The following is a 21455-nucleotide window of genomic DNA, read 5'->3' as shown; positions in this document are numbered from 1 at the left end:
AGGTTTTAGATGCGAATAATTATCATCTTCATGCTTCGTAGCGATGTATTCATAAACGCAAAAACGCTATGCCAAACATCAGTCCTGCCTATGAAACGACCCGATCTGCACGCTTTTGCAGCCAAAGCCAAGCTGCAAGGCTGGCAACAACGGCCAACAGCATCGCGGCCGCCATACGCACAGGCTGCCCGTAGACCCAAGGCACGCACCAGCCACTGACCAGGGAAAAGGTAGCCATCTGACAAAACCCCAGCAAGGAAGCCGCCAGCCCCGAGCGTGCGGAAACCTGCGCCAAGACCTGCATGGTCATCACGGGAAACAACATGGCCAGCCCGGCGGCAAAGAATGCCGGCAACCCGACCGCCCACAGCAACGCGGGTTCTGCAGCACGTGCCAGGTAGGCGACATAGGCCAGGCAGCTCCCCAGCATCAAGCCATAGGCACAAGTAATCAGCTTGCGCGCTTCCCAACGTCGGGAGAGCAGAGCCGAGGCCAAGGCTCCCGCGCTGGCCCCAATCACCAAGGGCACGAACAAGGCAGCAAACGCGGTCTCGGGCAGCTTCAAGGTATGGGTGATGAAGTCAGGCGCGGCGCCAATCAAAAATGCCTGGGCACCGATCAACAAGCTCAAAGCCAGGCTCATCCCCATAAAAGGGATATTGCGCAGCAAAAACCATAGCTCGACCCGCAACTGCGACCAGACCAAAGGCTGGCGTCTGGACGGCGGCAAGGTCTCTGGCAGGCGCAGGGCGCACAGGCAAGCAGCCAGCGCGGCCAATACGGCCAGCATCCAGAACACGGAGCGCCAGCCCAGATGGGCGATCAACTGCCCGCCCACAATCGGCGCCAGCGCGGGCGAGACATTGAACACCAGCACGATATAAGAAAATGTGCGCTGCGCCTGCTGCCCTTCATAGCAGTCACGCACCATGGCCTGCCCGATCACCAGACCCGCTCCGGCAGACAAGCCTTGCAGGACACGGCCCGCCAACAAGAAGGAGAAACTGGGTGCCACGGCGGCCATCACTGAACCTGCCACATAAACCAGCAGTGAGGCTAACACCACCGGCTTGCGGCCCCAGGCATCTGACAAGGTACCGTGTAATAACAACATGGCCGCATAGGCAGACATGTACACGCCCAGAGTCTGCTGCACGCTTTGTGGCGGCACACTGAACTCCTGTTCCAGAGCGCTAAATGCAGGTAAATAGGCATCAATGGTGGCCGGTGCCACGCAGGCGAGCAGGCCCAACATCAAAACCATCAAGGGATACGGCGGAAGCAGGAAAGGCGGCACAGTCACATACAAAAAGAAGCGGCCCCCAAGGGGCAGGGTCTTTCAGCATGACCGACGTAATCGTCGTCAGGGAATGCGCAATGCCTGAAGAGCTTTGGGCAATGACGGGACAGCCTAGTTCAACTCGCTGGGTGAGATACCGTAGCGCTCACGGAATGCCGTGGCGAAGTTGGTGGCATGGCGATAGCCTACATAATGTGCCGCCTGCTGTACGCTCCAGCCTTGCGCCAGATACTCTCGGGCCAGTTCCAGCCTGCGCTCACGCAGCCAAGCAAATACCGAGCATTGATAGACCGCCTGAAACTTCACCCGTAAGGTGCTGGGACTCATGCAGGCCAGTTTGGCCAGATCTGCCAAGGTGTGATCCTCGCCGGGCGAATGGTAGAGGCGCTCTCTGACACGTTCCAGCAATTGCCGGTCGCGTGCGGAGACAGGAGAATCGCCTTCTGTTTCTCGGGCCAGGCCATCCAGCGCATGCGCCAGCACTTGCAAGCTGACTCCCTCCAACAACAGATTGTGCAAGGTGCCCTGCCAGGGGCTGTCTATCAACTGATCGATCGCGGTCAACAAATGCGGGGGCACCGCCCAGCGTTGCAATCGTATCCGCGAAGAACCCATGACGTTGGCCAGCATCTCCCCCAACGGCGAGTCAGCCAAGCTGTCAGGCGTATGTACAGTGATGTTTAAGCCACGCAGACGCTGCCCAGCAGGATGAGTTCCTGTCATGGCCACCGCGTCAGCATGTGCAATGGTGGCCCCAGTTTGGGCCATCATGCCGACCGTATTTTGGCTGGCGAGCTGAGTCTGCGCCCGTCCCTGCAATATGACGATGGCCGAGAACTGCGGCGCGGCCAAAGAGGTCGCCTCGTATTGGTGGTGAGTGATGATGTCTGAAAGCACCATCTTCATGCCGGGCCGGACCTCGTATTCCTGCACCCGCCCTTCGGCAATACAAACCTGCTCCATGTCCTGCTTGGGACCGTTGTAATCGGGCAAGCAATAGCGAAAACCCGTCGGACTACCGAGTCGGTCAAAATCCGATACCGTAAATCTGATCATAGGAGTGTGGGAGCAAGCAGCCCGAGCCAGGTCCGCAAATAATTCTTTAATGGCGCGGATGGCGGGAAAAGGTGAAATAGGCCACATGAGAATAGCATACATTCTCAATTATATGGCGGCTTCATATTTCTACCCTTACCGTCATGAAACCTGCGCTAGCAGGATAGACTGGCAGGCAAGCCTGTCTCTGTACGCTGAACCAGCATGAAATTTATGATCCATACCATCGCTGCTCTCTTTTTCTGGTGGCTATTTTACGAACGCTATTACCAGTATCGCGACTGCATTCAAGCCGCTTCTTCAAGCTGCTATGGGCCTGATGGTAGCAACCTGATCAGTGGAGGAGCAGTCTGGTCTGTCCCCGCGTTGCTCTTTAGTAGCATCGCGGCTTACCAGCTGTATAAATTGATTCGTCACTACAGAGGCCGTAGGATGTAATAATAATCATTATCAACTTACCTTATCGCCCTACAATTTGATAATGACCTCCCTGCCCCGCTTTCTGCTCAGTGCCGCCACACTCTGTCTGGCCTGCACGCTTCCTACCCAAGCCCAACAAAACACACGTCCCTGGAACGAATCGGTGGGGCCCACCATCGTGGACCAGCAACAAAGCCTGTACCGCTTCGAGACACTGCTCATGTCCTCGGAAGACGGCAAGCGACACTACAAAGTACAGATAGGCACCCCGAACCGCCCCGCCCCCGCACGCGGTCATCCGGTGATTTATATGGTGGATGGCAATGCCGCCATGGCCAGTATTGACGTGGACGACCTGAAAGCCATCAGCGCCCTGTCTGCGCCAGTACTGGTTGCCATTGGCTACGACACCGAAGCGCGTCACGATGTGATTGCCCGCTCCTTCGACTACACGCCTCCGGTCACGGAAAACGGCGTCAGCAAGCCGGTGGAAGTACGGGGTCGTTCAGGGGGCGGTGCGGATATTTTTCTGGACTATATAGAAACGCACATCAAGCCAGCCGTGGAAGAACGCGAGCCTATTGATCGCTCCCGCCAGACCCTGTGGGGCCACTCTTATGGCGGCCTGTTCACCTTGCACACCCTGTTCACCCATCCTGATCTGTACCAGCGTTACGTAGCCGGTGACCCTTCCCTGTGGTGGTACGACGGGATTCTGGTCAAGACGGCTCAGGCGTTTGATACGACGCGGGCCAAGGACAAGCAGATCGCCATCATGGTCGGCGGACAGCGCCGCAGTACATCCATGAGTAATGCCGCGGCACAATGGTCCACACAGGATATGGCCAAGCATTTGCAAGAGGCCGGGCTGAACGTCAGCTACGAGAACTTCAGCGAACTGAACCACGGGCAGATGCTGGCCGCCTCCTTGAAACCCGCCCTGCGAATTGCGGCCCAGCCGTGATGCCTTCGAACCGAAAGCATCACCTCTGAGCACCACCTCAGCGCCCTGCCATCAAGGGCGCTGAGCCGCCCCCACAAAGCCGCCATCGGGCAAGGTCAATACATTGAAAGGAGCGGGTTCAATCACCGCTCCCTTGGCATGAATGCCATCAATAACGTCGCCCATATTGTCCAGAGACAAGCCGGGCGTGAAACCTGTCGCCTTCTCCCAGCCCCCTTCTGCTGTCTGCACAAACACAGCACCCATATTCATGGGATTGTTGACCGACAGAACAATTGCTTCGTCTCCAGCCTCGTCCGGCAACAAATCCACAAATACCAGCAAGCAACCGGCATGATCACCCGGCGTTCGAGTCTCGCAAGCCTTGGCCAGATAAGCAATATCCCAGCCTGGATAGGTTTCGATAAAAGACTGACGCAAAGGATGATCAGCCGGGGAGCTGGGCAAGGAGCTCAAGAGCATCTGCCGCGCTTTGTCCTCACCTATGTTCCAGACTTCCAGCTCCTGATCCGGCACAGCTTCTTCAGACCCTTCCTCGGACCTGCTAAGCAACAGGTTTTTCTCGACCACATAGTCCATGGCCCTCTGCCCTGGCAGTCCCCAATACATTCTCATTTCCGTATCCGGGAAGTCATCCGCGCTTAAGGTACCGGCCTCCAGCCGAGCCACTTGCGAAGCCGCCGAAATCGCTTCGGGAGAGCCAATGCGCAGCAGCCAGATAATGGCCAGCACAATCAGAACCAACGCCATCCCCACATTGGAGCGACGTACTCGCGCCATCCAGTTTTGAGGGTGGCAGGAAGCCCAGAAGTAGCTCAAACCATAGCCCGCCGCCACCAGCGCTGCCGTCGTTACCAGAACACGAATTGGGGTCCAACCATATTGAGCAACCCGCTCCCCTATCGCCCACAAGGCAACGCCTGCCAGCACGGGCATGACAAAGCCCAGCAAACGGGCCGAAGCGCGCAACAACGGTGTGGCGCTGGCATTCGTGTCCTCGTCCGCAACAACAGAAGACACCAGAGTCGAGGCCCCCAGAACGGCCGCCACACACAAGGCGGCCAGTGGCAGACCGTCACCCGTGCGCCAGGGCAAGGCCACGATGAACACCACCATCACCACCAGCAAAACCGGGGTCAGCAAACGCAGCAGCTTCAGCAAGAGAATCGGAGACAGATAGCCGCCATCCGAGTCCGAAGCAAGCGCCAGACCTGCTCCTACCAAAGCACCTGACACCACAGCCGCAACCGTAGGCTCCAGCAGCACATCCCCCAAAAGGGGAATGCCGACAAAGCTGAGCAGCATATGGCACGCCATCAGCACGCCCCAGGCCAGGCCGCAGAAGAACAGGGCCACCGCCCAGGAACACACCATGGACCAGCTAAGCTCGAACAAGCGACGGTAATCAGCCCAGTCCCGTGGATGCTCTACCAGAATGGCAAGAAACGGCAGAGTAATGGTCGCCAGCAGCCCCATTGCCACCCACATCTGCGGGGCTCGCCAAAAAAGGGCGACCTCTGCATATCCCCCTTGCGCCTGCAGGATCAGCGCTGCACTAGCCACCCCCAAACCCAGGGACACCAACAAGGCCTTGCGCACAGAAATGTGCATCAGCAAGGTGAAAGAGGCCACCCCAAAGATTCCCACCGCCAACAGCAAGGACACCCAGATATGCTCACGCGGCGCGGGCGCCATCATCAGATTACTGAAGGCCACCCATTCAAGCAGGCCCAGCACTGCACCGGCCAGACATAAAGTCAGCGTCCGCCGGTTTTGTAAGGAAGAAAGTGAGATCGCGGTCATGGAGAGTAAAAAGCAATCGATTCAACAATGACAGCAGATGGAAGAACACCATTGCTGACGGCGTCAGGACATAGGGTGATAAGCCATGTCATGCCCTGCGAAACCCGGCTAGTTTAGTACGCTGAAGGGCCCACTCTCTGTCCCGGACAGAACTGCTCTTGTAAGCAGACGTTAGGTCTGAAATATGGGCGGCTTACACGCGACCTGGAACGATCAGCATCCCGATCCGTTCAGCCAGATCCAGCACGGCATCGTAGCTGGCCGGGTCTTCGCTCAAGCTGTGGGATGGGCCTTGAGGCTTCAAGGCGCTTTTGGCAATGCGATCCCCAAAGAGCATCATGGCCCGTGCCGAATCATCCTGCCGGGACACCCAGCATAAGCCTTGAGCCTGCGGACATTGCCGATAAATCGCAGCAGCCCACAAACGGGTTGCCGGATACTGATCTTTTTCGGTGTCGATCAGCTGCTTGCGTGTCACACCCAGTTTCCTTAGCGGGACACTGGCCAGATCGACCAGAACCAAAGGCGCATTCAGCAGCACGGTGGAATGCACTTGCCCCAGCAGCTTTTTCTTGTCATAACTTTTAAAGCCAGCGGCGTGCGGCACGTCATGAAAGACGGTTTCCATCATGGCGCAATCGCGGCTGGTGCCACCGTACAAGGTGGGAATGGCCCTGCCCTTCTCATCCTGAATTGGACTGAAACGGGCATTGCCCTGCATACCTGGGTTGAACTGGGTCGCCAAATACTTATCTTGATGAACGCGATGCAATAACTGCCCTTTGGGCCACTCCATCAAGGTCAAACGCAGCTCACCACCTGGAGCGGAGATTGCCGATCCCCCCTCCTGCGGAATGTGCTTTTTATCAGCGGCCGCGGGCGACGCTGGCTTAGCCATGAGCCACGGCTTGTACTTCGTCTTGAGCAGCGGCAATGACCTTTTCCGGTGCAGACATCAACAAGTCCTGCGGCCGCTTGCCACCCAAAAAGCTGTTGCTGGACATGAACCAGTAGGCCATGCCCCAGCTATCTTTATGCCCGGCCAGAATCTCCAGAACCTGAGCCAATGGTTTGGCAGGACGGAAGCTGGTAGCCGGGTCCAGGCCATAGCCAGGAAAGTAATCCGCACCACCATGGTTAATGGCAAAAATCTGCCCCTGCTTCTTCCACTTATTAGGCTGGGCGCTAGGGTTGCGGGTGCTTAAGCCCGTCAGTTGCGCCACATCAGCAGCGCTAAGCCAATCCCCGCTTTCCAGCACCGCGGTGCGGGCCTGAACCAGCATGGCGGCTTCTTTCAGCAGACGGGGCGATGGTGGCGTGCGGGGCACCAGCACTTCAGCCAGACGCTCCAGCGACTCCTTGTCCTGCCGCTCCTGCAAGACCTCGAACATGGACGAGGCCACATTGGTGAAGTTCTCGGCCAAAGCCTTGAAAGCGGCGGGCTTGATGTGATCGAAAGCCAGCACCAGCACCTGCTCGGCCTGCGAACGGCCCAAGCGAGCCTTAACCTCTTTGGGCGTACCCACCAAGGTCGAGACACTGGGACTACTTACCAGGACGCTCATGGATATACTCCTTGAAGGTTATTTATGATGATTAATAATACCATAACCCTCATAACCCAAAAAATCACGACTAGTACAACCAGCCCATCCCAAAGTACGACCTGCTCGTTCGTTCTGACACTCATCAAGCAGACACAGCACCGTTATCCTGCCGCCTAACGCAGAAATCGAAACATCATGGCTCTCACCTATTCCCTCCTGACCTCCACACACACTCTCTATTAGCGTCGCTACCACCATTTCGCAGGCAAAAAAAAGCCTGAGCCGGCACAGCACCAGACTCAGGCAAAAAGGTTTCCGCTGTTAGCGGTCTATCAGAACGCAGCGCTGTAAATAGCGAAGGCGTCGTCTTCGGTCACGTCGCGGGGGTTGTTGCCCAGCAGACGGGTTTGTTTCATGGCTTCCTGGGCCATACGGCGCAGGTCGCTTTCCTTGATGCCGACTTCGCGCAGTTGACGCTCGATGCCGGTATCAATGGCGATCTGTTCCATGAAGTTGATGAAGGCTTCGGTCTTGGAGGTCTCATCACCCTGGATGCCGGGGATCAGCACTTCAGCCAGTTCGGCATACAGCGGAGCGGCGGCCGGAGCGTTGAAGCGCAGAACGTGTGGCAGCACCAGCGAGTTCGACAAGCCATGTGGCACGTGGAAAATACCACCGATCGGGTAAGCCAAGGCGTGTACAGCACCCACGGGGGCGTTCGCAAAGGCCTGGCCAGCCAAGGTCGCACCCAGCAGGATGTCCTGACGTGCGGCGGCATCCTTGCCGTTACGACAAACGTGCACCAGCTTGCCACCAATCAGACGCAAGGCTTGTTTGGCCAGGTTGTCCGAAAGCGGGTTTTTCAGGACACGGCTGGTGTAGGCCTCGATGGCGTGCACCATGGCATCAATACCGGTCGCCGCCGTAATACGGGGAGGCAGGCCCAATGTCAGTTCCGAGTCCAGAATGGCCAGGTCTGCGTACAGCTCGGGAGCCACCACGCCGGATTTGGTGGTTTCGCCGGTGGTCACGATGGAAATAGGCGTCACTTCCGAGCCTGTTCCCGCCGTGGTCGGGATCTGCACCAAGGGCAGGCGCGAGCCGCGCACATTATCAATGCCGTACATCTCTTGCAGAGGCTGGTCGGATGCCAGCAGGACGGCCAACAATTTGGCCACGTCCATGGACGAACCGCCACCCAGGCCGACGACGATTTCCGTCCTGGCCTGACGAGCGCGCTCAGTTGCCTGCAAAACAATGTGCTCTGGAGGATCGGCAATAACATCATCAATCACTTGCACGGTCCAGCCGTTGGCTTTCAGATCAGCCAGGGCAGGATCCAGCAAGCCGCTTTCGTGCAGGAATCGGTCGGTCACCAGACAAACACGCTCTTGCGAGAAGCGCTTGCGCAGGATCTGACCGAGCCGGGCAGCGGCTCCGCTTTCAACATAAATAGCGGGGGTGGTTCTGAACTCGAATGCCGACATGGGCTTGCTCCTTATGGTATGGCGGGCTGCGGTACTTCGATACGGCCGCGGTCCATCCGGTAGGTGTAATCAATCACGTTGCCTGCGTGCTGCAAGTCAGCACCGGACAACAAAGCACTGAAGCCCTCTTTGCTCAATTCGCCCACCACTTCTGCAATACGCTTGGACAGCGCAGGAGCGACACCTTCAAAAGGCTCGTCCAGCAAAAGCAGCTTATCGGCGGTCATCAAGGCACGGCCAATCGCGACCAGCTTCTGCTGACCACCCGACAGTTGCAGGGCGCGGCGTGGGCCGAATACTTTCAATTCAGGGATGATGCGCCAGACACGTTCCAGACGCTCTTCAATATCCTGGGATTTCAGGGCCCAGGCGGGCAGGCGGATGTTCTCTTCCACGCTCAGCTCGGGGATCAGTTTGCGATCCTCGGGGGCAAAACCCATACCCAGGCTGGTGCGACGGTACGCAGGCATCTTGGTCAGTTCCTGACCATCAAACATGACCGAGCCATTGTCCACGGCCAGCAAACCCATCACGGTACGCATCAGCGTGGTTTTACCCGCGCCGTTACGACCGGCCAGACCCACGATCTGACCTTGGCGCACTTGCAGGTTTACCTGGCGCAGAATGCTGGTTGGGCCAATACGTACATCCAGATTTTTGACATCAAGCAGCATTATCGGCCTCCTGTTTATTGCGTCCCACCGGCTCGCCGATGATGTATTCACGAACCTGCTCATGGGCCAGCACTTCATCAGGAGTGCCGTTGGCCAAAATGGTGCCGTCGTAGAAAGCCAGCACGCGATCGCTGTAGCGACGCACGATTTCCATATCGTGCTCCACAAACAGAACCGTCACACCCGCATCACGGACCACTTTCATGACGCGGTCCATCACTTCAAATTTCTCGTCACTGGCCACGCCACTGGTGGGCTCGTCCAGCAACAGCACTTTAGGCTGGGCCACCATGGCCAGCGCAATGTCCAGCAGCTTGCGAATCCCTTCAGGCAAGGTGCCTGCCTGGGACTGGGCGAAGGCGCTCAGACCGAAACGCTCCAGGATCGCACTGGCTTCGGACAAGGGCTGCTTGGCCACGCCCAGGGCAATTTCCACGTTCTCCAGAGCGTTCAGCGAGGTAAACAGCTGCGGAATCTGGAAAGAACGGGCGATACCCATACGGGTCACTTCCCGTGGTGGCAAACCCGTGATCTCGCGACCGGCAAAAAAGATATTGCCGGAGTCCGGCTTCATGTAGCCGGTCAACATGTTCACGAAAGTGGTTTTACCTGCGCCATTGGTACCGATCAGGCCCGTAATGGTTTGCGCATGGATATCAACGGTCATATCGCGTGCAGCGTGGACAGCGCCAAACTGCTTGCACAAACCTTTAGCGGAAATCAAGGGTGACTGACTCATGAGCGGGCCCCTGTCGGTGAAGAAGAATCGGTGGTGTTAGCCGCCTTGTTGCGGCGGTTCAGGATACTGATCAGGCCACCTGGCAAGAAAACAATCAGGGCCAACATGCTGACACCCATCACGATCTGCCAAGTATTAGGCGCGTATTGGTAAGCCAGGGTGCGAATCAGTTCCAGGCTCAAGGCACCCAGGAAAGGCGCGTAAGCATTACGAGTACCGCCCAGCACAGCAATAAAGATGAACTCGCCCGAGGTAGTCCAGAACGCCAGTTCAGGGTCCACGTGACCGATGCTCAGCGAGGACAGGGCACCGCCCAGACCGGCCAGAGCCGCAGCCAGCACATAGCTCAGATGAATATTGCGATAAGCCGAAGCACCCAGATATTCAACGCGGATTTCATTGTCCTTGATTGCAGGTCCCAGACGACCAGCACGGCTGCGCAGAAAGCCTTGCATGGCCCACAGCACAAAACCCACCAGCACCACGGTCAGGACAAACACGCCGGGACGCGACAGGGTTTCAGCAAAGGCCCCCCACATGAAGGAAGGCGCGTGCACGTTAAAGCCGTCACTGCCGCCCAGGCTGGGGTTACGCACCAGCAGGCCGTACATGATCATGGACAGAGCCAGGCTGAGCATGGCAAAGAAAATATCGCGGTAGCGAGCCAACAGGAAACCCAGCACCCAGGCCAGCAGCGCCGCGCACGCAGCGGCAAATGGCAGCAGGATGAGGGTTTCACGCCAGTCCAGGTAGTTCATGGCCATACCGACACCATAGGCGCCGATGCAGTAGTACAGACCCTGGCCAAAGGAAGCCAGGCCCGAGCGCAGCAGGAGCACCACGCCCAGGGCAACCAGGCCCTTGGCCAATGCCACCGTGATCAGGAACTGCCAGGATGGCAAGCCAAAGCCCACAATCAGGGCGGCCACCGTAATGACCAGGGCAATCATGCCCTGCTTAAGCGTAATGTTGGTCTTGTTCATATCTTTCGGGCCTCGGCAGCAGCAAACAATCCTTTAGGACGGACGGCCAACACCAGTGCCATTACCGCGTAGATGGAGAAAAGTTCGATTTCGGGCCAGTAATGCACGGCAAAGGAGCGCACCAGGCCAACAATCACGGCCCCAAGAGCGGCACCGGGCAAGGAACCCAGACCACCGATCACGACCACGGCGAAGGCCATCACAATGACCTCGACACCCATGCCGGGAGCAACAGAAATAGTAGGAGCGGTCAGCGCACCACCCAGGGCGGCCAGCGTGGCGCCTGCAATAAAGGTCAGCAGGAAGTAGCGTTGCACGTTAATGCCCATGGCCTGGCTGACTTCGCGGTCATGAATCACGGCCAGCAGGATGCGGCCCTGACGCGAATACTTCAGGAACAAGGTCAGGAACAGGCCAGCCAGAATGGCAGCAACAACAATCACAAAGCTGTAGGTGGGGTAGAACAGGTCGCCGAATTCGACGTTACCCAACAGACCGTAAGGTTCGGCGATCACATAAGGATCCACGCCCCAGACCAGCTTGACGGTATCTTCCAGAATCAGGAAGACCGCATAGGTAATCAGCAAAGAGACAACAGGTTCTTCCTGGTAGAAGAAGCGCAGCAAGCCATATTCAATGACAAGCCCCAGGACCAGACCAGCGATAACCGCGGCCAGGATCAGCATCAGATAGCTGCCATAAGGGCTTTGATCGGTGGAGAGCCACTGCGTCACCATGGTGACGGCGGTATAGGCGCCAATGGTATAGAGGCTGCCGTGGGCCATGTTCAGGATCTTCATCACACCATAGATCAGCGTGAGTCCGACCGCGACCAGAAACAGCCAGGCGGCGTACATGATGCCATCTATTAGGGCAGCAGAAAGAAGAGACATAGTCGGTTTCTGTGGAAATGGAATAAAAAATGCCACCACGCCGTCGGTTCGCTTCCCCTTATGGGAGAAGCTTTTACCTGGGAGTGGCCTAGCGGTAAAAACCGGACATGCAAAACAAGATCTTGCATGCCCGGATTTTCAGGGCAGCGTCCCTTGCGGGACGCTTGCTCAACTTAGTGCTTCAAACCGCCCTTGATCCAGTCGATGGACTTCACGCCTTCGGGAGGAGTGACTTCTTCGGGTTTGAAGTGACGCAAGTCGGTGTAGCTGATCACGCCTTTATCGTTTTTCACCACGCCCAAGGTCGTACCTTGAACAGCCTGGTGACCTTTACCCAGGGACATGGTCACGTCACCCGATGGGCTCTCGAAAGTCAGGTGCTCAAAGGCGCTGATCACTTGTTCGGTGGAAGGCGCTTTGCCTTCGTTGGCAGCCTGGGCTTTTTCGTAAGCGGCTTTCAGACCCAGCAGGGTTTGCGTCATCTTGTAGGATGGGTAGCTAGGATCGGCATTGAATTGCTCGCGGTAGCTGGCACGCAACCAACGGTTCAATTCATTGTCAGGAGCGAAAGCAGCGTGTGGGCCGCGAGCACCGATGATGGTGCCGGTAGGAATCTGGTTGTTGGCACGGTGTGTCGCGGTTTCACCAGCGGTCAGCACGGTCAGGGTGTTGCGGAACAGACCACGTGGCAGAGCCTGCACCACGAAGCCTTCCAGATCGCCACCCCAGAAGCTGGAGTGAATCACTTCAGGACGGGCGGCCATCAAGGACGAGATTTCAGCGTTGTACTGACCGGCGCCCAGTTTAGGCATTTGCGAAGTCTTGGCTTCTACACCGGGTTTGAGGGCTTGCAGCGTGCCTTCAAAGTCGTGCCAGGCGTCCTGGCCCCAGGCGTAGTTCTGGTTGATACCAGCGTAGCTTTTCAGCTCGGGGTTGCGCTCCAACACAAAGCGGGCAGCCGCCACGTTGTCCATGGTGGCGTGGGCCACAGGACGGAACACGTATTTGTAGCTGGCATCTTCAAACAGGCGCGGTGTGCCGCAGTCGAAAATCAGCGTCAGTTTTTTCAGCTCTTCAGCAACGGGGGCGACGGCCAGGCAATCGCCCGAGGAGATGTAGCCAACCACGATGTCCACGTTCTGTTGCTGAACCAGGTTGCGGTATTCGCTAACCTGTTTGGCCGTGCCGCCGTTCTCGTCGATAAAGACCAGTTCAATCGGTGCGCCACCCAGACCCTTGGTGTTGTAAGGGGCAGGTACTTTACCTTCATTCAATTGGGCAGCCGTCAGTTCAGCGGCGTTCTTGGCAGGCACGCCAAACGGACCGGAAGCAGCGCCGGACAAGAAAGTCACCACACCAATCTTGATGGGTTTGACATCATCAGCGGTGGCAGTCGTGCTAGCCATGATGCCAGCGGTGGCCAGTGTCAGGGCCAAAGTCAATTTTCGTGGGGTTGCAGACAGGATAGACATAGCGTCTCCTTTATTTAGCTTATTGTGGGGTTCTGCTGATGGGGCGCTCTCTCTATAAGAGCGGCCCCCTTCGCTGCGCTGGGCGCGGGCATGTATCAACTTACAGCTGCTGGCACATGTATTTGATTTCCAGGTATTCATCGATTCCGTAACGGGAGCCTTCGCGCCCCAGACCGGATTGCTTGACGCCACCAAACGGAGCCACTTCGTTGGAAATCAAACCGGTATTGACGCCGACCATGCCGTATTCCAGCGCTTCGCCCATGCGCCAGGCACGTGCGTTGTCGCGGGTGAACAGGTAGGCAGCAAGACCATATTCGGTGTCATTGGCCATCGCGATCGCTTCGGCTTCATCCTTGAAGCGGAACAAAGGCGCCACAGGGCCAAACAATTCTTCACGAGCCACGCGCATGGCCGGTGTTGCATCACCCAACACGGTGGGTGAGAAGTACGTACCGCCCAGAGGATGAGGCTGGCCACCTTGCAGAACGCTGGCACCGTGCTCGACGGCATCATCAATCAATTCGCGTAGACGGTTGACGGCTTTTTGTTCGATCAGCGGACCTTGTTCCACGCCCTCTTCCATGCCGTTGCCCACTTTCAGGGCCGCAACACGTTCGCTCAATGCCTTGGCAAAGCGATCGTAAATACCGTCTTGCACCAGGAAGCGGTTGGCACACACGCAAGTCTGGCCGCTGTTGCGGTACTTGGAGGCCATGGCGCCTTCAATGGCGGCATCTAGGTCAGCATCGTCAAACACGATGAACGGTGCGTTGCCACCCAGTTCCAGGGACAGGCGCTTGATGGTGGGAGCACATTGCGCCATCAGCAAACGACCCACTTCGGTCGAGCCGGTAAAGGACAGCTTGCGCACAATGGGGCTTTCCGTCAGGGCAGCACCCACCACACGAGATTGACCGGTCACCAGCTGGAACACGCCAGCGGGGATACCGACGCGCTCGGCCAGTACGGCCAGGGCCAGGGCGGTCAAAGGAGTCAGGTCGGCAGGACGAACAATAATGCTGCAACCGGCGGCCAGAGCAGGAGCCACCTTGCGGGTAATCATGGCCGCAGGGAAGTTCCAGGGAGTGATGGCCGCACACACACCAACGGGCTGCTTGACCACCACAATGCGTTTATCCGCCTGGGGGTGTCCGACCACGTCGCCATATACGCGCTTGGCTTCTTCGCTGAACCATTCCACAAAGGAAGCGGCGTACAGCACTTCACCACGCGCCTCGGCCCAGGGCTTGCCCTGCTCCATGGTCATGATGGTGGCCAGATCGTCTGCGTTGGCAACCAAGGCATCGAACCAGGCGCGCAACAGCTTGGCACGCTCGTGCCCACTGCGAGCCTTCCATTCGCGCTGAGCCACTTCAGCATCGCTGATGACCGCTTCAATTTCTTTCGTGGCCAGGCTGGCGACATTGGCCAGGCACTCGCCCGTAGCAGGATTAAGAACGGCAAATGTATTGCCATCACCTGCGCTGACCCAACCCTGAGCGGTCCAGGACTGATCTTTTGCCAGGCTGGGATCCTTCAGTTTGCTAATCAATGATGCCGCGATATTGTTCATTATGCTGAACCTGTTTCTCTTATAGTGAACTTGATAGAATTATAGGAGCCGAAAAAACGCGACGTCAACGAATCGGCTTACGGGTTTACCCGTAGAAGATCAGTCGCCGTATTTTTTGTTTTGGGGTGTTTGAGGGCACAATGGAACGCTGGCATCAAAGCGGCAAATCTGGCCTAATTCAGGACCTGTGCGTCTGGTCCGGTCGGCTCGCCCGAGTGATGCGTCAAGCGGTACTGACGGACCCTTACCCCTGTTTCCAGAGTTCAGCCCCCCGGGGCTTATGGACTTCCTGTGTGTTGTTATGGAGTTAGTCGTAGTGGAAGAGAAGAAACTGGTTCCGGCTGTAGTACGTGCAGTCACCGTACTGGACGAATTGGCGGCCTCACCGGAGCCCCTGTCATTTACGGACCTGGTCAAACGCCTGGGCATGCCCAAAAGCTCCCTCTATGGTCTGTGCACCACCTTGCTGGATCTGCACCTGATTCGTAAGCTGGAAAATGGCAGTTTCACCCTGGGCACACACGTGATGGGTTGGGCCAATGCCTTCCTGTCCCAACTGGACCTGACGCAAGAGTTCTTTGCGGCCTGGGACGATATGCGCGTCCTGCCTGAAGAGACCATTACCCTGTCCATTCTGGATGGTGAGGATGTGGTCTACATAGCCTGCCGCAACGGAACGCGCCCACTGGGTTTCACGTTTCGCGCCGGGATGCGTTTGCCAGCGGTCTATACGGCAACGGGCAAGGCCATGCTCAGCACCTTGCCGGGATCGGAGCTGGAGCAGGCCTTGAACCATCCCTGGCCCGAACCGCTCACCGTGCATGGTCCACGCAACAAGGATGAGTTGATGATGGAGCTGAACGATGTGCAGCGCCTGGGGTACTCCGTGGATGCCTGTGGCGTGCGCGACGGCATGCACTGCTTTGGAGCCGCCGTGTTTGATTCCAATAACCGCGCCGCCGTGGCCGGGGTAGCCGTCAGTTTGCTGACCCAGGAAGCAGATGAAGCAGCTCAACGCCGTGCCGGTGAGGCCATGCGCAAGCTGGCGAATCGTTTGTCTGAACGATTGGGGGCGTCACGTAAGGCCTGATACCGGTAAACTGTCGCTAAATCCTTTATTTTGCAGTTCTTTTTGATGTCACCCATCGTGCCCCATACCTCTTTCAGTACCCTTCCCCTTCTGCCCGCCTTGCTTGAAACCCTGGATAGCCTGGGTTTTGAAAAAATGACGGCCATTCAGGAACAAAGCCTGCCCTTGATTCTGCAAGGCCGCGACCTGATCGCCCAAGCCAAGACCGGCAGCGGCAAAACTGCCGCGTTTGGCCTGGGTCTGTTGCAAACCCTCAACCCCAGCAAACTGACACCGCAAGCCCTGGTGATCTGTCCCACGCGCGAGCTGGCTGACCAGGTCACCACCGAGCTGCGTCGTCTGGCCCGCCAGATTCCTAACGTGCGCATGCTGACGCTGTGTGGTGGCGTGCCCTCACGCCCACAAACAGAAGCCTTGCGCAATGGCGCTCACGTGGTGGTGGGAACACCGGGCCGGATTCAGGACCATCTGGAGCGCGGCAATCTGGACCTGTCCGCCCTGAAAACCCTGGTGCTGGACGAGGCCGACCGCATGGTGGATATGGGTTTTCACGATGACATCGTGGCCATTGCCTCGCACTGTCCGCCCCGCCGTCAAACCCTGCTGTTCTCCGCCACTTATCCGGAAAATATCCGCAAGCTCAGCGCCCGCTTTCTGAAAAACCCCGCCGAAGTCAAAGTGGAAGCGCTGCACGATGCCAGTCAGATCGAACAGATTTTTTACGAAGTTCATCCCGAGCAGCGCCTGTCTGCCGTGGTAACACTGCTGGAGCACTTCCGCCCCGCCTCTACCCTGATTTTCTGCAACACTAAAATGCGTTGTCAGGAAGTAGTGGAAGAACTGCAATCCGAAGGCATCCAGGCTCTGGCATTGACCGGCGATCTGGAACAGCGTGATCGCGACGAGATTCTGGTGCAGTTCTCCAACCAGAGCTGCGCCGTACTGGTTGCCACCGATGTGGCCTCGCGCGGTCTGGATATTCAGAATCTGGGCGCCGTCATCAACGTAGACGTCACCAAGGACAGCGAAGTGCATATTCACCGCGTTGGCCGTGTTGGCCGTGGTGATCAGAAAGGCCTGGCCCTGAATCTGGTCTCACGCAGCGAACAGCGCTGGGTGAAGCTGATTGAAGAATTCCAGGGCAGCGAAGTGAAATGGGGCAATCTGAAAGCCTTGCGCTCGCAGTCCAAAGAGCCGCTACGCGCGCCCATGATGACGCTGGAAATTCAGGGTGGCAAAAAAGACAAGCTGCGCCCCGGCGACCTGCTCGGCGCCCTGACCCGCGATGTGGGCCTGAAAGGCGACCAGGTAGGCAAGATTGCGATTACCGACGCCCGTTCCTACGTAGCCCTGGACCGCCGGATTGCGCGTCAATACTTTGACCGCATCGCCAACGCCAATATCAAGGGCCGTCGCTTCCGTATGCGTTTTGTGGAAGATAAATAAATACCAAGCAGTATTTGACTGACTGTATCCTGTTTTATACAATCAGTCCATGAAGACTATCCACACCACCGATACCTTCGATCACTGGTTTGGCGGTCTGCGCGACAAGCAGGCCGCTAGACGGATTCAGGTTCGTATTGACCGAGCTGAAGATGGCAACTTTGGAGACTGCGAGCCAGTCGGCGAAGGGGTGTCCGAAATGCGTATTCACTACGGACCTGGCTACCGTGTGTACTTTGTACAACGTGAACTGGAGATCGTGATCTTATTGGCGGGTGGCAATAAATCTACCCAGAATAAAGATATTAAAACTGCGCTGGAAATCGCGCGGCAACTATAAGGGGCGATCATCATGGGAACCATCAAATTACGCAAATGGGATAGCGCCGAATACCTCCAAACCGAGGAAGACATGGTGCTGTACCTGGAAGCCTGCATGGAAGAAGCTGGCGACGATGCCGCTTTTATTGCAAAAGCATTAGGTAATATTGCTCGCGCCAAGGGTATGAGCCAGTTGGCTAAGGAAACGGGCCTGGGACGTGAAAGCCTGTACAAAGCCCTGTCTGGCGAAGGCAATCCCAGCTTTGGCACCATTCTGAAAGTCATGCACGCGTTGGGAATCAAACTGCAACCGCAGCTTGCTCCCCACAATTCCTAACCCCACACGCTTGTACCAGCCCAAACATAGCTGGTACAAGCGTCATTTCTCCGTCCGCCCTTCAGGTTCAAACAAGAAACTCTTGTTCTTCCTACATACAGGCTATTTTGCTGGGCGCCTGTTTCAAATGACTGGCCGCTGAAGGTCCCGAACCATGCCAGCGTGCCAGCTTACGTATGCGTTCTATCAGGCTGGCAGCGGCTTCACTCATGCTGCCGGTCTCTCTTGGGTAGGCCATCAATAACTCGCAGCGCGGGCCGCCACCGATCAAGGGCCGCGACACCACATTCTTGGGCATGAAGTATTCCGCATAAGTCGGCAGCAAGGTGTAGCCCAAACCGGCCGCCACCAGATTAATACTCATCAAGGGGTTGGCCGAGTTATAGGTATGCTCGGGCACTACCTTGTGGTGGGCCAGATAGCGAGCCAGCACATCGTGCATGGAACGCCCATAAGAGCGGTCCACCGCTATCATGGGCAGGCGGTTCAAGCGCGCAGGTGGGATCAGGCTGTACGCTTCCAGGCGATGGCCTTTAGGCAGATAAACCCGCAACGGCTCATCCAGCACCACCTCGCTACAGACATTGCTCGCCCGCACCGGACCGCGCATAAAACCCAGATCCAGTTCCCCTCGAGCCATGGCCCCTTCCTGCTCGTTGGACGTCAGACTGCGCAGCACCACATCCACCTGTGGAAATGCAGCACGGAAAGCAGGCAAGACTGCCGGAAAAATACGGACTTCTGCCGCAGGCACAAAACCTATCGTCAGCACTTCTCTGGCTTGCGACGCCGCCTTGCCAGCACGTATCACCGCCTCGTCTACTTTCTGCAAAATCTCGCGGGCATCATCCAGGAAAACAGCCCCGGCTTCCGTCAGCTCGACTTTGCGACGAGTCCGGTTCAGCAAGGGATAGCCAATCTCTTCCTCCAAATTACGAATCTGCTCGCTCAGGGAGGGTTGAGAGGTGTAAAGCCGCTCGGCAGCACGGGTGAAATTCAACTCTTCCGCGACTGCAACGAAGTAACGCAAGTGTCGCAATTCCAAGTTTGTCTCCTGTCAAATTAGTCGCCCTCTGTCCGGCTCGGACCCGAACAGCATCTGGCTGGGCCTGCGGTATCTCACCTGAAAAGGCCGTTCTTGTAAGCACTATTGTCGCTGCTACCAAGACTTCAAAAGCAGCTGCGATTCTCATTGCTGCAGCGCAGCAATTGAAGCTCTCGTAAACCCTAGGTCTCTGTAAAGCCGCATCAATCTTGGACTTCAGACTTAAGCCCTATCCGTACCAGGGTTTTAAAGCGGACTTATCGGGTTTGCCGATCACCCGATCTAAAGCAAGTATTGGTCGGATTCATTTCAAGCTTCTACATTTTGCCGTTGGCGACAAAAACCTGTTTTGCAAAAGCACGCATTGCAATAGCGAGGAGCAAGCGATGGGAATCAACCCTGAAAAAATCGAAGCCTTGGTCGATGCACGTAATGGACGTGTTACCCCTTCCATTTACACCGACCCGGATATTTATGAGCTGGAGCTGGAACGCATCTTTGGCCGCACCTGGCTGTTTTTGTGTCACACCAGCCAGATTCCCAAAGCGGGAGACTTCTTCAATACCTATATGGGCGAAGACCCGATTATCGTGGTCCGTCAAAAAGACGGCTCGATCAAGGCCTTCCTGAACCAATGCCGACACCGTTCAATGCGCGTGTCCTACGCCGACTCGGGCAATACCAAAGCCTTTACCTGTCCCTACCACGGCTGGAGTTATGGCACCAACGGCGATCTGGTGGATGTACCGCTGGAACCACGCGCCTATCCGCAAGGCTTATGCAAGGAAAAGTGGGGTCTGCAGGAAGTGACCCGCGTCAAAGTATACAAAGGCCTGGTCTTTGGCAATTGGGACGCCACCGCTCCTGATCTGGAAGAGTACATGGGCGACATTGCCTGGTACCTGGACGGTGTGCTGGACCGGCGCGAAGGCGGTACCGAAATCATCGGCGGTGTTCAGAAATGGACCATTGAATGCAACTGGAAATTCCCCGCCGAACAGTTCGCATCTGACCAATACCACGCCCTGTTTTCGCACGCGTCTGCCGTGCAAGTGTTGGGCCAGAAGCCCGGTGACGAGGACAAGGCACTGGGTGCCGGCCAAACTGCACGCCCGGTCTGGGAAACCGCCAAGGACGCCGTTCAATATGGCCAACGCGGCCATGGCAGTGGCTTCTTCTTTACCGAGCAGCCCGATGCCAACGTGTGGGTAGATGGCGAAGTTTCACAATACTTTCGCGACACCTATGCCGAAGCCCACGAGCGCCTGGGCGAAGTACGTGCCCTGCGTCTGGCCGGTCACAACAATATGTTCCCCACACTGAGCTGGCTGAACGGCACGGCGACACTGCGCGTCTGGCATCCACGCGGCCCGAACCAGGTGGAAGTCTGGGCATTTTGTATTGCCGATGCCGCCGCACCCGACGATGTGAAGGCCGCGTTTGAACGCAGCGCCACCCGCGCCTTTGGCCCCGCCGGTTTCCTGGAACAGGACGACTCCGAGAACTGGGCTGAAATTCAGAAAATCCTGCGTGGCAAACGCGCCCGTGGCACTCAGTTGTGCATGGAAATGGGCTTGGGTAATGAAGGTCTGCGCAGCGACGGCGTACCGGGCGTGACCAACTACATTTTCTCCGAAACAGCCGCTCGCGGTCTGTACAAGTACTGGGCCGACCTGATGGTGTCCGAGACCTGGGATGAAGTGCTGGAGCGCAGCCGCGTCTACGAAAAGGAGCTGGTGAAATGAGCGCCGTCATTGAAGAACCAACCCAAACAGCTATCGTCGACATGCAACTGCATCATGAAATTGCCGACTTCCTTTACATGGAAGCCGAACTGCTGGACGACTGGCAATTTCGCGATTGGCTGGATCTGCTGTCCGAGGACATCCACTACCACATGCGCAGCACCAGCAATGCGCAAACACGTGATCGCCGCCGCAGCGTACAACCGCCGACCACCTGGATTTTCAACGACAACAAGTTCCAGCTGGAACGCCGCGTTGCTCGTCTGGAAACCGGCATGGCCTGGGCGGAGGAACCCCCTTCGCGCACCCGCCACTTTGTCAGCAACTTGCGTATCCGCCCCTCCGCCGACGGCCAGGGTTACGAGATACGCAGCAACTACATCCTGTACCGCGCCCAGAAAGAAAAGGACGAGACCTGGTACGCCGGCAAGCGCCTGGATTATGTACGCCGCGCAGACAACCGCTTTGGTTGGGAACTGTATGAACGCGAGATCGTTCTGGATCAAGTCGTCATTACATCCCACAACCTGAGCGTTCTGTTCTGACCCTGCTCACTT

At 57.1% G+C, this 21455-nt stretch carries 20 protein-coding genes; 7 read left to right on the top strand and 13 right to left on the bottom strand.

Going from position 1 to position 21455, the window contains the following annotated elements; genetic code table 11:
* Positions 1–88: 88 nt before the first annotated feature.
* The gene (locus Q9R35_RS00330) at positions 89–1264 is read right to left on the bottom strand and encodes a multidrug effflux MFS transporter (RefSeq protein WP_311219447.1); all 1176 of its coding nucleotides are present in this window, start codon (positions 1262–1264) and stop codon (positions 89–91) included.
* A gap of 147 nt (positions 1265–1411) precedes the next feature.
* Positions 1412–2356, bottom strand: a complete 945-nt coding sequence (locus tag Q9R35_RS00325) for a helix-turn-helix transcriptional regulator (protein ID WP_311219164.1) — start codon at positions 2354–2356, stop codon at positions 1412–1414.
* Positions 2357–2837: 481 nt separating this feature from the next.
* On the opposite strand from Q9R35_RS00325, the gene Q9R35_RS00320 reads away from it, so the two are divergent.
* Positions 2838–3740: an alpha/beta hydrolase gene (locus Q9R35_RS00320; RefSeq protein ID WP_311219163.1), complete on the top strand. Its 903-nt coding sequence runs from the start codon at positions 2838–2840 to the stop codon at positions 3738–3740.
* Positions 3741–3791: 51 nt separating this feature from the next.
* On the opposite strand, the gene Q9R35_RS00315 is transcribed toward Q9R35_RS00320, so the two are convergent.
* The 10 genes from Q9R35_RS00315 to Q9R35_RS00270 form a co-directional block, all read right to left on the bottom strand.
* On the bottom strand, positions 3792–5543 hold the full coding sequence (locus tag Q9R35_RS00315; RefSeq protein WP_311219162.1) for a DUF4153 domain-containing protein: 1752 nt from the start codon (positions 5541–5543) through the stop codon (positions 3792–3794).
* Positions 5544–5736: 193 nt separating this feature from the next.
* Positions 5737–6441 (bottom strand): RES family NAD+ phosphorylase, encoded by a 705-nt coding sequence (locus tag Q9R35_RS00310; RefSeq protein WP_311219161.1) that lies wholly within the window; start codon positions 6439–6441, stop codon positions 5737–5739.
* Positions 6434–7108 carry a hypothetical protein gene (locus Q9R35_RS00305; RefSeq protein ID WP_311219160.1) on the bottom strand — a complete coding sequence of 225 codons (675 nt, stop codon included), beginning with the start codon at positions 7106–7108 and terminating at the stop codon, positions 6434–6436. The genes Q9R35_RS00310 and Q9R35_RS00305 overlap by 8 nt, the downstream gene beginning before the upstream one ends.
* Before the next feature lie 314 nt (positions 7109–7422).
* Positions 7423–8577, bottom strand: coding sequence for an iron-containing alcohol dehydrogenase (locus tag Q9R35_RS00300; protein ID WP_311219159.1), 1155 nt, complete (start codon positions 8575–8577; stop codon positions 7423–7425).
* Positions 8578–8588: 11 nt separating this feature from the next.
* On the bottom strand, positions 8589–9251 hold the full coding sequence (locus Q9R35_RS00295) for an ATP-binding cassette domain-containing protein (protein ID WP_311219158.1): 663 nt from the start codon (positions 9249–9251) through the stop codon (positions 8589–8591).
* Positions 9241–9990 carry an ABC transporter ATP-binding protein gene (locus Q9R35_RS00290; protein ID WP_009459230.1) on the bottom strand — a complete coding sequence of 250 codons (750 nt, stop codon included), beginning with the start codon at positions 9988–9990 and terminating at the stop codon, positions 9241–9243. The genes Q9R35_RS00295 and Q9R35_RS00290 overlap by 11 nt, the downstream gene beginning before the upstream one ends.
* Positions 9987–10973, bottom strand: a complete 987-nt coding sequence (locus tag Q9R35_RS00285; protein ID WP_311219157.1) for a branched-chain amino acid ABC transporter permease — start codon at positions 10971–10973, stop codon at positions 9987–9989. Before Q9R35_RS00285 ends, Q9R35_RS00290 begins: the two co-directional genes overlap by 4 nt.
* Complete coding sequence (locus tag Q9R35_RS00280; protein ID WP_035272061.1) at positions 10970–11866, bottom strand: branched-chain amino acid ABC transporter permease; 897 nt, start codon at positions 11864–11866, stop codon at positions 10970–10972. Before Q9R35_RS00280 ends, Q9R35_RS00285 begins: the two co-directional genes overlap by 4 nt.
* Before the next feature lie 173 nt (positions 11867–12039).
* On the bottom strand, positions 12040–13338 hold the full coding sequence (locus tag Q9R35_RS00275) for an ABC transporter substrate-binding protein (RefSeq protein WP_042487257.1): 1299 nt from the start codon (positions 13336–13338) through the stop codon (positions 12040–12042).
* 100 nt (positions 13339–13438) lie between these two features.
* On the bottom strand, positions 13439–14914 hold the full coding sequence (locus tag Q9R35_RS00270; RefSeq protein WP_063691185.1) for an NAD-dependent succinate-semialdehyde dehydrogenase: 1476 nt from the start codon (positions 14912–14914) through the stop codon (positions 13439–13441).
* A gap of 316 nt (positions 14915–15230) precedes the next feature.
* Between Q9R35_RS00270 and Q9R35_RS00265 the strand changes: the two genes are divergently transcribed.
* From Q9R35_RS00265 to Q9R35_RS00250, 4 genes are read left to right on the top strand one after another with little or no spacing between them, the layout of a single operon-like run.
* Complete coding sequence (locus tag Q9R35_RS00265) at positions 15231–16004, top strand: IclR family transcriptional regulator (protein ID WP_042487251.1); 774 nt, start codon at positions 15231–15233, stop codon at positions 16002–16004.
* 45 nt (positions 16005–16049) lie between these two features.
* Positions 16050–17450, top strand: a complete 1401-nt coding sequence (gene dbpA, locus Q9R35_RS00260) for an ATP-dependent RNA helicase DbpA (RefSeq protein WP_063691182.1) — start codon at positions 16050–16052, stop codon at positions 17448–17450.
* Positions 17451–17499: 49 nt separating this feature from the next.
* Entirely contained in the window at positions 17500–17790 is a 291-nt protein-coding gene (locus Q9R35_RS00255) for a type II toxin-antitoxin system RelE/ParE family toxin (RefSeq protein WP_086061155.1), read from the top strand.
* A gap of 12 nt (positions 17791–17802) precedes the next feature.
* Positions 17803–18108, top strand: a complete 306-nt coding sequence (locus Q9R35_RS00250; protein ID WP_042487247.1) for an addiction module antidote protein — start codon at positions 17803–17805, stop codon at positions 18106–18108.
* A 91-nt stretch (positions 18109–18199) separates the two neighbouring features.
* On the opposite strand, the gene Q9R35_RS00245 is transcribed toward Q9R35_RS00250, so the two are convergent.
* The gene (locus Q9R35_RS00245; protein WP_311219156.1) at positions 18200–19153 is read right to left on the bottom strand and encodes a LysR substrate-binding domain-containing protein; all 954 of its coding nucleotides are present in this window, start codon (positions 19151–19153) and stop codon (positions 18200–18202) included.
* A gap of 386 nt (positions 19154–19539) precedes the next feature.
* Between Q9R35_RS00245 and hcaE the strand changes: the two genes are divergently transcribed.
* Positions 19540–20898, top strand: coding sequence for a 3-phenylpropionate/cinnamic acid dioxygenase subunit alpha (gene hcaE / locus Q9R35_RS00240; RefSeq protein ID WP_311219155.1), 1359 nt, complete (start codon positions 19540–19542; stop codon positions 20896–20898).
* Positions 20895–21443: a 3-phenylpropionate/cinnamic acid dioxygenase subunit beta gene (gene hcaF / locus Q9R35_RS00235; protein ID WP_042487236.1), complete on the top strand. Its 549-nt coding sequence runs from the start codon at positions 20895–20897 to the stop codon at positions 21441–21443. The genes hcaE and hcaF overlap by 4 nt, the downstream gene beginning before the upstream one ends.
* Positions 21444–21455 lie beyond the last annotated feature (12 nt).

The sequence above is a fragment of the Alcaligenes sp. AB3 genome (assembly GCF_031844565.1).
GTDB classification, from domain to species: Bacteria; Pseudomonadota; Gammaproteobacteria; order Burkholderiales; family Burkholderiaceae_B; genus Alcaligenes; species Alcaligenes faecalis.
The sequence above is the reverse complement of the archived record's forward strand: the minus strand, read 5'-3'. Positions and strand labels throughout refer to the sequence as shown.